The following is a 13,341-nucleotide window of genomic DNA, read 5'->3' as shown; positions in this document are numbered from 1 at the left end:
CCCGGGGGATCAGGTGGCCGTCGCGGTCACGAAGGACGGCAGCGGCGGGCTGCCCGCCGACAGCGTCAGGACCTCGTAGCCGGTCTCGGTCACCAGCACGCTGTGCTCCCACTGGGCCGACAGCGAATGGTCGCGCGTGACGATGGTCCAGCCGTCGTACTGGCCGCCCTTGGCGTCTTCCTTGATGTCGCGCTTGCCGGCGTTGATCATCGGCTCGATGGTGAAGATCATGCCGGGCTTGAGTTCTTCCATGGTGCCCGGGCGGCCGTAGTGCAGCACCTGCGGCTCCTCGTGGAATTTCTGGCCCACGCCGTGGCCGCAGAACTCCCGCACCACCGAATAGCCCTGGGCCTCGGCGAACTTCTGGATCGCGTGGCCCACGTCGCCCAGATGGGCGCCGGGGCGCACCTGCAGGATGCCGTGCCACATCGCTTCGTAGGTCACCGAGCACAGCCGCCTGGCGGCGATCGAGGCGTCGCCGATGACGAACATGCGGCTGTTGTCGCCGAACCAGCCGTCCTTGATGACGGTGACATCGATGTTCATGATGTCGCCCTTCTTCAGGGGCTTGTCGTTCGGGATGCCGTGGCACACCACGTGGTTGACCGAGGTGCACAGCGACTTGGGGAAGGGCACCGAGCTGGCACCCATGTAGCCGACCGTGGCCGAGGTGGTGCCCTGCCGGACCATGAATTCCGAGGCGAGGCGGTCGATTTCGTTCGTGGTGATGCCGGGCTTGATGAACGGGGTGAGGTAGTCCAGCACCTCCGAGGTCAGGCGGCCGACTGCGCGCATGGCCGCAATGCCTGCCGCGTCGTGATAGGTAATGCTCATGGCGGAATTATCCCATCCGGCATCGGAGCGGGCCGGCGCGTGCGCGCATGACCTCTGGCCGGCCGGCGGTGTGGCCCGGCGGCTAAAATTCGGGGTTTCCACGGAGGGCCCCAGTCAGCGACTCTCCGGTGCGTTTGCCGTTTTCTTCATTCACCACCAGCCCAGCCGGCCCCGCCAGCCCATCCGACCGTGACGCAGCCATCCCACACCGCCCAACCCGTCGTGACCGTGTTCGAGGGCGGCAGCGCACTCAGTGAATTCCGCGCGCGCCAGCTGCTGCCCCGGCTGCAGGCCATCGAGCCGAAGATCGAGGCCATCGCGGCCCGCTTCGTCCATCTGGTCGTGACCGATGCCGCCCCCGACACCGCCGCGCGCGAGCGCTTCCTGGCCCTGCTGAGCTACGGCGAGCCTTTCGCGGCACCCCGAAGCGCGACCGAGCTGATCGTGACGCCGCGCCTGGGCACCGTGTCGCCCTGGGCGTCGAAAGCCACCGACATCGCCCACAACTGCGGCCTGGCGCTGCGCCGCGTCGAGCGCGTGGTGCAGTACCACCTGAGCCTGAAGTCGCCGCTGATCGGCAAGGCGCCGGTGCTCGAAGGCGAGAAGCTGCTGGCCGTGGCCGGCCTGCTGCACGACCGCATGACCGAATCGGTGCTGCCCGCGCTCGACGGCGCCGCGGCGCTGTTCGCCGAGCTCGACGCGCAGCCGATGGCGCAGGTCGACGTGCTGGGCGGCGGCCGCTCGGCACTGGTCTCGGCCAACACGGCCTTCGGCCTGGCGCTGGCCGAGGACGAGATCGACTACCTGGTCGAGGCCTTCACCAGGCTCGGGCGCAACCCCAGCGACGTCGAGCTCATGATGTTCGCGCAGGCCAACAGCGAGCACTGCCGCCACAAGATCTTCAACGCCGACTTCGTGATCGATGGCGAGCAGCAGCCGATCAGCCTGTTCGGCATGATCCGCCACACCGAGAAGCAGAACCCGCAGCACACCGTGGTGGCCTACGCCGACAACGCGTCGATCATGGAAGGCTCGCAGATCGAGCGCTTCGTGGCGCGCGCGGGTGCGACCGGCGGCCGCTACGACAAGGAAAGCGCGCTGAGCCATGTGCTGATGAAGGTCGAGACGCACAACCACCCGACCGCCATCTCCCCGTTCCCGGGCGCCTCGACCGGCGCCGGCGGCGAGATTCGCGACGAGGGCGCGACCGGCCGCGGCTCCAAGCCCAAGGCCGGCCTGACCGGCTTCACCGTGTCCAAGCTCTGGCCCGAGGAAGGGCACTACGGCAAGCCCGCCCACATCGCGAGCCCACTGCAGATCATGACCGAGGGCCCGCTGGGCGGCGCCGCGTTCAACAACGAATTCGGCCGGCCCAACCTGCTCGGCTACTTCCGCGAGTACGAGCAGGCGATCGAGAGCGATGCGGACACCGTGCAGCGCGGCTACCACAAGCCCATCATGATCGCGGGCGGCCTCGGCAGCATCGACGCCGCGCAGACCAAGAAGATCCTGTTCCCCGCGGGTTCGCTGCTGATCCAGCTGGGCGGCCCGGGCATGCGCATCGGCATGGGCGGCAGTGCCGCCAGCTCGATGGCCACCGGCGCCAACGCGGCCGAGCTCGATTTCGACTCGGTGCAGCGCGGCAACCCCGAGATCGAACGCCGCGCGCAGGAGGTCATCAACCACTGCTGGCAGCAGGGCGCGGCCAACCCGATCCTGGCGATCCACGATGTGGGTGCGGGCGGCCTGAGCAACGCCTTCCCCGAACTGACCAACGACGCCGGCCGCGGCGCGCGCTTCGACCTGCGCGCGGTGCCGCTCGAAGAATCGGGCATGGCGCCCAAGGAAATCTGGTGCAACGAGAGCCAGGAACGCTACGTGCTGGCCATCGCACCCGAATCGCTCGCGCAGTTCAAGGCCTTCTGCGAACGCGAGCGATGCCCGTTCTCGGTGGTGGGCGTGGCGACCGAGGAGCGCCAGCTGCTGGTGGCCGATGAAGGCGCGCAGGCTCAACCCGTCGACATGCCGATGGACGTGCTGCTGGGCAAGCCGCCCAAGATGCTGCGCGACGTGAAGACCATCGCGCGCAAGTTCAAGCCGCTCGACCTGACCGGCGTGTCGCTGCAGAAGGCCGCGATCGACGTGCTCTCGCACCCGACCGTGGCCTCGAAGCGCTTCCTGATCACCATCGGCGACCGCACCGTCGGCGGCTTGAGCCACCGCGACCAGATGGTCGGCCCCTGGCAGGTGCCGGTGGCCGATTGCGCGGTCACGCTGGCCGACTACAGCGGCTTTGCGGGCGAGGCCATGAGCATGGGCGAGCGCACACCGCTGGCTGCGATCGACGCGCCCGCCTCCGGCCGCATGGCGGTGGCCGAGGCCATCACCAACCTGCTGGCCGCACCGATCGAACTCTCGCGCGTCAAGCTCTCGGCCAACTGGATGGCCGCCTGCGGCGAAGCCGGTGAAGACGCCGCGCTGTACGAAACCGTGAAGGCGGTCGGCCTCGCGCTGTGCCCGGCACTGGGCGTTTCGATTCCGGTCGGCAAGGATTCGCTGTCGATGCGCACGCAGTGGTCGGACGGCGCCGAGAAGAAGAAGGTCACTTCACCGGTGAGCCTGATCGTCACCGCCTTCGCCACGCTGACCGACGTGCGGGGCACGCTCACGCCGCAATTGAACCGCGACGAGGCCGACACCACGCTGGTGCTGATCGACCTGGGCCGTGGCCAGCACCGCATGGCGGGCAGCATCCTGGCGCAGACGCTGGGCCAGAGCGGCGACACCGTGCCCGACCTCGACCATCCCGAAGACCTGGTGAACCTGGTCAAGGCGGTGAACGCGCTGCGCGCCGAAGGCAAGATCCTCGCGCTGCACGACCGCAGCGACGGCGGCCTGTTCGCAGCCGCCTGCGAGATGGCCTTCGCGGGCCAGGTCGGCGTGGCGCTCAATGTCGACATGCTGGTCACCGAAGGCGACGGCATCTCCGACAGCCGCATGGAAACCGGCGACGCCAAGAACTGGGCGCAGCAGGTCAGCGCACGGCGCGAGGAACTCACGCTCAAGGCCCTGTTCAGCGAGGAACTGGGCATGGTGCTGCAGGTGCGCACGGCCGAACGCAACGAGGTGATGCAGCTGCTGCGGGCCCACGGCCTGAGCACCCACAGCCACTTTGTCGGCAAGACCCGTCCCGAGGCTTCGGCGCTGGACGTGGGCAAGGGCAAGCTCGAAGTCTGGCGCGATGCCAAGTCGGTGTTCAGCGCCACGCTGCACGACCTGTACCAGGTCTGGGATTCGGTCAGCTGGAAGATCGCGCGCGAGCGCGACAACCCGGCCTGTGCCGATGCCGAGCATGCCGCGGCCGGCGAGCCTTCGAACCCGGGCCTGCACGTGTTCCTGCCGAATGCGCCGCTGGCGGCGCCGGCCATCCTGCAGTCGCGGCCCAAGGTCGCGATCCTGCGCGAGCAGGGCGTCAATTCGCATGTCGAGATGGCCTATGCCTTCAACGAGGCCGGCTTCGAGTCCTTCGATGTCCACATGACCGATCTGCAGACCGGCCGCGCCGACCTGGCCGACTTCAAGGGCGTGGTCGCCTGCGGCGGCTTCAGCTACGGCGACACGCTGGGCGCGGGCATCGGCTGGGCGCGCAGCATCACCTTCAACCCCAAGCTCTCCGACCAGTTCCAGGCCTTCTTCGGCCGCGCCGACACCTTCGGCCTGGGCGTGTGCAACGGCTGCCAGATGTTCGCCGAACTGGCCGACATTATCCCGGGCGCCGAAGCCTGGCCACGCTTCACCACCAACCAGAGCGAGCGCTTCGAGGCCCGCCTGGCGATGGTCGAGGTGCTGGAGTCGCCCAGCATCTTCTTCGGCGGCCTGGCCGGCAGCCGCCTGCCGATCGCGGTGGCGCACGGCGAGGGCTATGCGAACTTCAAACACCGCGGCGACGCGACGAAGGCCATCGCGGCCATGCGCTATGTCGACAACCACGGTCAACCGACCGAGCAGTACCCGTTCAATCCGAACGGCAGCGCGGGCGGCCTGACCTCGGTCACGACGGCGGACGGCCGCTTCACCGCGGTCATGCCGCATCCGGAGCGTGTGTTCCGCAACATCCAGATGAGCTGGACCTCGGAAGACAAGAGCGGGCTCAGCCCGTGGATGCAGATCTGGCGCAATGCGCGGAAGTGGGTCGGCTGAGCTCACGCCGACCTTTGGTCGTGTCGTGTGCGCTGGCGCACAGCGCTCGCCCGCGGCCGCCCCGATGATCGCCCGATGCTGAATCGCCGTGACTTTGTGGGTGCCCTGGGCGCCATGCTTGCGCTGACCGACGTGTCGGCGGCCGAGCCCTTTCGCGCCCTGAAGAAGTCGCCGCGCATGCCGGTACTGTTCCTCGGCCATGGCAGCCCGATGAACGCGATCGGCGACAACGCCTACCGGCGCAGCTGGCAGGCGCTGGGCGCGGAGTTCGGCCGCCAATACCCGACGCCGCAACTGATCCTCTGCGTGTCGGCCCACTGGCTCACGCAGGGCGGCTGGTTCCTCACCGCGATGGCGAAGCCCAAGACTATCCACGACTTCGGCGGCTTCCCGCAGGAGCTGTTCGACCAGCAGTTCCCGGCGCCCGGTGCGCCGGCGGCGGCCGCGGAGATCGCGCAGGCCGTGCGCCAGCCGCTGAGCGGCGCAGCGCTGGGCCTGGATCGCGAGGACTGGGGCTTCGACCACGGCACCTGGTCGGTGCTGAAGCCGATGTTCCCGCAGGCGCAGATCCCGGTGATGCAACTGAGCATGGACTACAGCCGCCCGCCGGCCGAGCACGCGATGCTGGGCCGGCAGCTCAAGGCCTTGCGCGAGCGCGGCGTGCTGATCGTGGGCAGCGGGAACCTGGTGCACAACCTGCGCGTGACGCGCCGCGGCACGGCCCCGGACCAGGCCTACGACTGGGCCCATGCCTTCGACCGCATCGTGGCCGAGCAACTGGAGAAGGGCGACCTCGCGTCGCTGCCGCGCTTCCAGTCGCTGGGCGCCGTGGCGCAGCAGGCGCATCCGACGCACGAGCACTACCTGCCGCTGCTCTATGCAGCCGGCGCCGTCGATGCCGGCAAGGAAGCGCCGCGCTTCTTCAACGCCGACTTCCAGTCGGCCTCCATCTCGATGCGTTCGGTCGTCTGGGGCTGAACGCGGCGCTCAGCAATAGCGCTGCAGCAGCGGCCGCGCCATGCGCGGGTCGGTGGCCTGCTTCGGCTCCCACGACCACATCGACAGCGTGCCCATGATCGCGGTGCGCTCGACGCCGCCGTTCTGCGCATAGAGCCGGCTCTGCACGTTCTGGGCGCGGCGGCCGCGGCAGTCGATGGCCACCAGGTAGGCCAGCGAGCGGTAGCTGCCCAGCAGGCCGGCGTCGCGTTCCTTCTCCATGTCGACCAGCACCAGCACGGCCGGGTAGGCGCGGTCGTCGTCGGTGTTGTGGTTCTGGACTTCCACCAGCCCGCGGCGATCGACGTAGATGCCACGCACGTCGTTGCCGAACTGCATGCCTTCGAGCGCTTGCCAGCGCTCCGGTGCGGGCTGGGCGCCGGCGGAAGCGTTCAGCAGCGCCCACAGCGCCACGCCGGCCAAGCAAATGGAAGTTCTCATGGGACCTCGTGGATCGGGAAAAAGAAAAGGCGGCACGAGGCCGCCTTTTACACGAGCTCAGCCGTCGATCACTCGATCTTTGCCTTGGCGCGCAGCTCTTCTTGATACTTCTGCAGGCGCTGCTGTTGCAGCTGCTGCGTGATCTGCGGCTTGACTTCGTCGATCTTCGGCAGCTCGGCCTGGCGGACGTCGTCGACGCGGATGATGTGGTAGCCGAACTGCGACTTGATCGGGGCCGGCGTGGTCTCGCCCTTGCCCAGCTTGATCATGGCTTCCGAGAACTCGGGCACGAAGCTCGCGGGGTTGGCCCAGTCGAGGTCGCCGCCGTTGGCGCCCGATCCCGGGTCCTTGCTCTGCTTCTTGGCGATGTCCTCGAACTTCGCACCCTTCTTCAGATCGGCAATGATCTTCTTGGCTTCGTCCTCGGTTTCCACCAGGATGTGGCGCGCCTTGTATTCCTTGCCGCCGTTGGCCGCCACGAACTTGTCGTACTCGGCCTGCACGTCGGCATCGGTCACCGGATGGGTCTTGCGGTAGTTGTCGAACAGGGTGCGGATCAGGATGGCCTGGCGGGCGAGTTCGAGTTGGCTCTTGTAGTCGTCGCTGGCGTCCAGGCTCAGCTTCTGGGCTTCCTGCATGAACACTTCGCGGGCGATGACTTCTTCGCGCAATTGCGGTTCCATTTCCGGCGTTACCGGGCGGCCGGCAGCGGCCAGCTGTTGGGCGAGCACTTCCATGCGGGCCTTGGGCACGGCCTTGCCGTTGACGATCGCCACATTTTGCGCAAACGCGCCGACGGAAGCTGCGCTCAGCACGAGGGCTGCCGCCAGGGTCTTCAAGGTAGGTTGTTTCATGAAATGGTCCTCAGGACTCGCAGGGTGAGATCGCGCAAAGCGCAGGGGTGAAAGGGGGTGACTCGTGCCGCCGTAGGAGAGGGCGGTCCGCGGAGGAAATCGTGCGGCTCAGAGCGTTTCGATGGCGATGGCGTGAACGCCCTCGTCGATGAAAAAGTGCAGCGCATCATACACAAGCCGATGCCGCGCCACGCGGGGCTTTCCGGCGAATTCGAGGCTGGCGATGCGGACCCTGAAATGGGTGCCGTAGCCCTCGGCGCCGGCGCCTGCATGGCCCGCATGCGCGGCGCTTTCGTCGATCACTTCGAGGGCCGTGGGCTGCAGTTTTTCACGCAGCACCGCGTCCAGCTGGGCGGCGGTGTAGAGCGTCATGCGGCGGGCGTGTCTTCGGACTTGAGGTGGGGCGAGATGTAGAGCCCTTGCGCGATCAGGAACACGATCGGGAAGGCATAGCCCCAGAGCTTGAAGTTGACCCAGGCCTCGGTGCTGAAGTACAGCGCGACGTAGCCGTTGATGACCGCCATGAAGAGGCAATAGCCGATCCATGCGACGTTGAGGTGCGTCCAGATGCGCTGCGGCAGCTGCAGCTGTGCGCCCAGCATGGCCTGCAGGAAGTTCTTGCGGAAGCCCCACAGCGCGACGGCCAGCGCGATCGCCATGGCGCCGTACAGCACGGTCGGCTTCCACTTGATGAAGCGGTCGTCGTGCAGCACCAGCGTCAGCGTGCCGAACAGCAGGATCAGCACCAGCGTCGCCTTCTGCATGGTCTGCAGCTTGCGTTCGATGGCGTAGGTGATGGCCATCTGCAGCACGGTGGCGCCCATCAGCACGCCGGTCGCGACATAGATGTCGGCCAGCTTGTAGGCGCCGAAGAACAGCAGGATGGGGAAGAAGTCGAGGATCAGTTTCATGCGGAGCGGGGAGGCGTCAGTCCTTGCGGGGTTCGAAATCCAGCGAGGCCGAATTCATGCAGTAGCGTAACCCGGTCGGCGTGGGGCCGTCCGGAAACACATGGCCGAGGTGGGCGCCGCACTGGGTGCACACATTCTCGGTGCGCGTCATGCCGTGCGAGCGGTCGACGATGTCGGTGATGGCGCCCGGCACGGCTTCTTCCGAGAAGCTGGGCCAGCCGCAGCCGGCGTCGAACTTGGTCGCGGCCTCGAACAGCTTGGCGCCGCAGCACACGCAATGGTAGGTGCCGTCCTCCCAGTGGGCTTCGTACTTGCCGGTGAAGGGGCGCTCGGTCGCGGCGTGGCGCGTGACCTCGAAAGCGGCGCGCTCGGCGCCTTTCTCGGCCAGCAACGCCTTCCATTCGGCATCGGTCTTCTGGATCTTGGGGGATGAAGAGGAGGTCATGAGGAGCAGCTGATTTCGATCGTGGAGGCCCAATCGGGCGGGAAACCGGCAGAGGCGTCGTGGCCGGCGTGTTCTTCAAATGGGGTTTCGAGCAGCTTCAGCAAGGTGGCGACGCCCGAGAAGTCCTTGGCCGCGGCCGATTCGATCGCCTGCTGGCCCAGGTGGTTCCGCAGCACGAATTTCGGGTTGGCGGCGCGCATCGCCGCACCGGCGGGGGCCGAGGGGAGGCCGGCGTGCCGTTGCGTGAAGGTGGCGAGCCAGGCATCGATGCCCGCGGGGTCGACGAACAGGTCGCGCACCGGCTGCAGATCGCCCGTGGCCACCGCGTCGGACAACCGGCGCCAGAAGATCGTCCAATCGGTGCGCTCGGCGGCCAGCACGCGCAGGACGCCGTCGACCAGCGGGCGGTCGGCCTCGCCGGCATCTGAAAGACCCAGCTTGGCGCCCATGCGGGCGTCGAATTCGCGCGGGAAGACGGCTTTATAGGACGCGAGGGCCGCGATCGCCAGTTCCTGGTCGCCGATCAGCGGCAGCAGCGCCTGGGCCAGGCAGAACAGGTTCCAGTAGGCCACGTTGGGCTGCTGGTTGAAGGCGTAGCGGCCCTGGGTGTCGCTGTGGTTGCAGATGTGGGCCGGGTCGAAACCGTCGAGAAACTGGAATGGGCCGTAGTCGATGGTGAGCCCGAGGATGCTCATGTTGTCGGTGTTCATCACGCCATGGCAGAAACCCACCGCCTGCCAGCGGGCCAGCAGCGCGGCGGTGCGTTCGCTCACGGCTTCGAGGAAGGCCGCGTAGGCATTGCCGCCGAAACGTTCGGTGTGGCGGCAGGCAGGGTAATGGCGGTCGATCACGTGGTCGGCCAGCGCGCGCAGCTCGTCGATGCGCTCGGCGGCCGCGAAATGCTCGAAGTGGCCGAAGCGGATGAAGCTGGGCGCGACCCGCGCCACGACCGCAGCGGTTTCCAGCGTCTCGCGCCGCACCGGCTGGTCGGAGCCGGTCACGCTGAGCGCGCGCGTGGTGGGGATGCCCAGGCCGTGCATGGCTTCGCTGCAGAGGAATTCGCGGATGCTCGAGCGCAACACGGCACGGCCGTCGCCGCCGCGCGAGTAGGGTGTGCGCCCCGCGCCCTTGAGCTGGATCTCGAGGCCGCCCTCGGTTTCGCCGATGGCGATCGCACGGCCGTCGCCCAGCTGGCCGGCCCAGACGCCGAACTGGTGGCCGCTGTAGACCGTGGCGTAGGGCTGGGTGCCAGCGATCGGCAGGCTGCCGGTCAGCGCCGCGAGCGTGCGGTCCGATTGCCGCCAGTCGGTGGGCAGGCCCAGCTCGCGCGCCACCGCGTCGCTGTGGCCGACCCAGTAGGGTGCGGGCAGCGGGGTGGGCCGCAGGGCGGTGAAAAAGGCAGGGCCCAGGGTGGTGAAGCCGGGCTTCCAGCGCAATCCCAGGTCGGCGACGTCGAGGTCTTCGGCAAGCAGGCTCATGGGCCGATTGTCCGGCAGAGCGCGAAACCCCAGGCCGAGCGGGCCATCCCCGCGCCGGGGCCCGTCAATCGTTCAATGGCTGAGGGAGGGCGTGTGCCAGATCCGCGCCCGGTACTGCGCAGGCGGCAGGCCGAACCAGCGCTTGCAGGCCCGGAAGAAGTTGCTGCTGTCGACGAAGCCCAGCAGGTCGGCCACGTCGGTCAGCGTGTGGCGGTCTTCGGCCAGGTACTGCTGCGCCAGCTCGCGGCGCGTGCGGTCGAGCAGCGACTGGTAGGACACCGATTCTTCCTGCAGGCGGCGCTGCAGCGTGCGTTCGGCCAGCCCGAGTCCGGCGGCCACGTCCTGCCGGCGCGGCTCGCCCTGCTGCAGCCGGCGCGCGATCTCGGCGCACACCAGGGTGCTGGTGGTGGTTTGCCCGAGCAGGTTCAACTGGTCGTCCAGCAGGTGTTCCTGCATCTCGCCCAGCGCCGGATGGTGGGTGGGCAGCGGCATCGTCATGTCGGCTTCCGACAGCAGCATGCGGTTGGCGACCGCGTTGAAGCCCACGTCGCAGCCGAAGGCCTCGCGGTGCAGTCGGTCGCTGGCGGGTGTGGGGTAGACGAATTCCGTGGCCAGCGGCTGCAGTTCGCGCCGCGTGAGCCACTGGCATTGCATCAGCGTGGTCAGCAGCGCGTACTCGACGCGCTGGCGCGGGATCGGCAGGCGGCCACCGTTGTGCACCATGACCAGCCAGCAACCGCGCGTGTCGGATTGCAGCGAAAAGGCGGTCGCGTCGGAGATCACCGCCATGTAGCGCGCCAGCCGCGCCAGCGCCGCACCCAGGTCGGGGCTGCAGGCCATCGCGTGGCCGACCGTGCCCAGCTTGCTGTGCGTGGCGGCGAGGTCGCGGTGCAGGCCCAGCGTGGTCTTGCCGGCGCGGGCCAGCGCGAGTTGCCAGAGCACGGTGATCTCGTCGACCGGGATGCGCGCGTTCTGGCGCAGCAGCGAGTCGGGCTCGAAGCCGGCATCGCGCAGCAGCGACGGCACGTCGAGCCCCTCGGCCTCGAACATCGACAACACGCCCTCGAGCCAGGCGGCCGAGCTGGTGCGCAGTTCCGGCTGTTGCGCACAACCGGGTCGACGCACCGGCCGACGCGGATGGCGAGAGATTTGGGCTCCTGAAGTCATTGCTTTGGCTCGCTTGCGATAGCGGGGAAAACGGCGACCGTTCCTAGAATTTCGACGGGTTCGATGGCTTCGCAGTATGGGTCACCGGACACCAATCCAGAAATTCCGATTAACCCGGTGTGGATACAACAAAAATGAACGAGACAAAGAAGACAGTGGTGGGCGCCCGCGCGCTCGCTTCGACATTGGCGGCGACCGCCTGCCTGGCCCTCGCGGCCTGCGGCGGTTCCGGTGGCTCCTCGCAGGCCGCGCCGACGACCCCGCCCCCCACGCCCCCGACGGTCGAACCGCCCCCCGCAGCCGATGGTCCCATGGTGCGTCAGACCACGGCGGGCAAGATCGAGGGCGTGGACGACAGCGCGCGCTCCGGCACCTGGTCCTGGAAGGGCATTCCGTTTGCCAAGCCGCCGGTCGGCGCACTGCGCTGGCGCGCGCCGGTCGAGCCCGAGGCCTGGAGCGGCATCCGTCCGGCCGCCAAGTTCGGCAATGCCTGCCTGCAGCTCGGCCGCCTGTTCGGCCCGGGCGAGAACAACACCTACGACGCCACCATCGGCGCCACGCTGGGCCAGCCGGTGGGCAGCGAAGACTGCCTGTACGTCAACGTCTGGCGCCCGGCCACCACCGACAAGAAGCTGCCGGTGCTGCTGTTCGTTCATGGCGGCAGCAACATCTCGGGCTACACGGCCGACCCGCTGTACGACGGCGCGGCGCTGGCCAAGGCCGCCAACGCAGTGGTCATCACCACCAACTACCGGCTCGGCATCCTGGGCTTCCTGAACGTGCCGCAGCTGCGTCCCGGCGGCACGGCGGGTGACGACTCGGGCAACTTCGCGCTGCTCGACATCCTGGCGGCGCTGCGCTACATCCAGGCCAATGCCGCGAATTTCGGCGGCGATGCGGGCAACGTCACGCTGTCGGGCGAATCGGCCGGTGCCACCAACCTGCTGGCGCTCATGACCTCGCCGATGGCCAAGGGCCTGTTCCACAAGGTCTTCGAAATGAGCGGCGGGATCTCGCTGGCGAGCAACCTGCCGCCCGGCACGCTGCCCACGCTGTCGCCGGCCTCGACGAAGCAGGGCGAGACGCTGCTCGAAAAGCTGCTGGTCGCCGATGGCACTGCGGTCGATGCCGCGGCCGCACGCACCTACCTCGCGACGCGCACCACCGCCCAGGTGGCCGATTACCTGCGCGCCCAGGACGGCAAGGCGCTGCTGCGCACGGTGCAGGCTTCCGGCCTGAACAGCGCCAATCCGATTCCAGACGGCACGGTGATCCCGCTCGATCCGATCGGCGCCATCACCGCCGGCAACTACATCCAGGTGCCGGCCTTGACGGGCAACACCCGCGACGAAGGCAAGCTGTTCGCGGGCCTGCTCGGTTCGCTCGGCATCCCGGGCTTCAAGGCGGGCTGGATCGTCGACGACGCCACGCGCTTCAAGATGATGTTCGACTACAACCCCGATGCGCCGCCCACGCTCGCCGTGGAAAACATCATCGACCCTTTCTACCTGCCGGTAGACAAAGCGGGGACGGGCTACAACGCGGCCACGGGTCTGATCACGCGCGGCCTGTTCGAAGCCAACCGGGACAACCTGCTCGGCGCGATGCAGAAGCACCAGTCGAACATCTGGCACTACCGCTTCGACTGGGCGCAGGCACCGGCGCCTTGGAACGACGTCTACGGCGCGGCGCATGCCTTCGACCTGGCCTTCGTCTTCGGCAACTTCGGCCCGGCCCTGCTCACCAATGCCGAGTTCAGCCAGGCCAACAAGCCCGGGCGGATCGCGCTGTCGAACGCGGTCATGGCCAGCGTCGGCGCCTTCATGCGCAACGGCGACCCGAACACGCCGGCGCTGGGCGCCACCTGGGCACCCTGGCCGGCGCGATTGCTGCTCGACGCCACTCCTTCGGTCGCGAAGATCACGTCGCAGGCTGCCGCGCCTCCCTGAGCGTTTGCTGCAGTGCGGGTTTGTGTCATTGTGGAAGCTTCGAAAGCTTGCGTGAATCTGCGGTCG

General features: G+C 68.1%; 11 protein-coding genes. 3 read left to right on the top strand and 8 right to left on the bottom strand.

The window, feature by feature from the left end:
* Window positions 1-9: 9 nt before the first annotated feature.
* Complete coding sequence (gene map, locus ACSFBC_RS14850) at window positions 10-834, bottom strand: type I methionyl aminopeptidase (protein ID WP_435511084.1); 825 nt, start codon at window positions 832-834, stop codon at window positions 10-12.
* 189 nt (window positions 835-1,023) lie between these two features.
* Here map and purL point away from each other — a divergent pair, with 189 nt between their 5' ends.
* Both purL and ygiD read left to right on the top strand, forming a co-directional pair.
* The gene (gene purL, locus ACSFBC_RS14845; protein ID WP_435511083.1) at window positions 1,024-5,034 is read left to right on the top strand and encodes a phosphoribosylformylglycinamidine synthase; all 4,011 of its coding nucleotides are present in this window, start codon (window positions 1,024-1,026) and stop codon (window positions 5,032-5,034) included.
* 114 nt (window positions 5,035-5,148) lie between these two features.
* On the top strand, window positions 5,149-6,012 hold the full coding sequence (gene ygiD, locus ACSFBC_RS14840) for a 4,5-DOPA-extradiol-dioxygenase (RefSeq protein WP_435511188.1): 864 nt from the start codon (window positions 5,149-5,151) through the stop codon (window positions 6,010-6,012).
* A gap of 9 nt (window positions 6,013-6,021) precedes the next feature.
* Here the strand turns inward: ygiD and ACSFBC_RS14835 are convergent, their stop codons facing one another.
* From ACSFBC_RS14835 to ACSFBC_RS14805, 7 genes are all read right to left on the bottom strand, one after another.
* Window positions 6,022-6,471: a hypothetical protein gene (locus ACSFBC_RS14835; protein ID WP_435511082.1), complete on the bottom strand. Its 450-nt coding sequence runs from the start codon at window positions 6,469-6,471 to the stop codon at window positions 6,022-6,024.
* Window positions 6,472-6,539: 68 nt separating this feature from the next.
* Window positions 6,540-7,325, bottom strand: a complete 786-nt coding sequence (locus ACSFBC_RS14830; protein WP_435511081.1) for a foldase protein PrsA — start codon at window positions 7,323-7,325, stop codon at window positions 6,540-6,542.
* 108 nt (window positions 7,326-7,433) lie between these two features.
* Entirely contained in the window at window positions 7,434-7,697 is a 264-nt protein-coding gene (locus tag ACSFBC_RS14825; protein ID WP_435511080.1) for a BolA family protein, read from the bottom strand.
* Complete coding sequence (locus tag ACSFBC_RS14820; protein WP_435511079.1) at window positions 7,694-8,236, bottom strand: septation protein A; 543 nt, start codon at window positions 8,234-8,236, stop codon at window positions 7,694-7,696. The genes ACSFBC_RS14825 and ACSFBC_RS14820 overlap by 4 nt, the downstream gene beginning before the upstream one ends.
* A 16-nt stretch (window positions 8,237-8,252) precedes the next feature.
* Window positions 8,253-8,681: a peptide-methionine (R)-S-oxide reductase MsrB gene (msrB, locus tag ACSFBC_RS14815; protein ID WP_435511078.1), complete on the bottom strand. Its 429-nt coding sequence runs from the start codon at window positions 8,679-8,681 to the stop codon at window positions 8,253-8,255.
* On the bottom strand, window positions 8,678-10,159 hold the full coding sequence (locus tag ACSFBC_RS14810; protein ID WP_435511077.1) for a protein adenylyltransferase SelO: 1,482 nt from the start codon (window positions 10,157-10,159) through the stop codon (window positions 8,678-8,680). Before ACSFBC_RS14810 ends, msrB begins: the two co-directional genes overlap by 4 nt.
* A 72-nt stretch (window positions 10,160-10,231) precedes the next feature.
* Window positions 10,232-11,326, bottom strand: a complete 1,095-nt coding sequence (locus tag ACSFBC_RS14805) for an AraC family transcriptional regulator (protein ID WP_435511076.1) — start codon at window positions 11,324-11,326, stop codon at window positions 10,232-10,234.
* Window positions 11,327-11,460: 134 nt separating this feature from the next.
* On the opposite strand from ACSFBC_RS14805, the gene ACSFBC_RS14800 reads away from it, so the two are divergent.
* Window positions 11,461-13,275 carry a carboxylesterase/lipase family protein gene (locus tag ACSFBC_RS14800; protein ID WP_435511075.1) on the top strand — a complete coding sequence of 605 codons (1,815 nt, stop codon included), beginning with the start codon at window positions 11,461-11,463 and terminating at the stop codon, window positions 13,273-13,275.
* Window positions 13,276-13,341: the final 66 nt, after the last annotated feature.

Origin of the sequence: Variovorax frigidus (genome assembly GCF_051216515.1) — a bacterium.
Lineage (GTDB): Bacteria > Pseudomonadota > Gammaproteobacteria > Burkholderiales > Burkholderiaceae_C > Variovorax.
The sequence above is the reverse complement of the archived record's forward strand: the minus strand, read 5'-3'. Positions and strand labels throughout refer to the sequence as shown.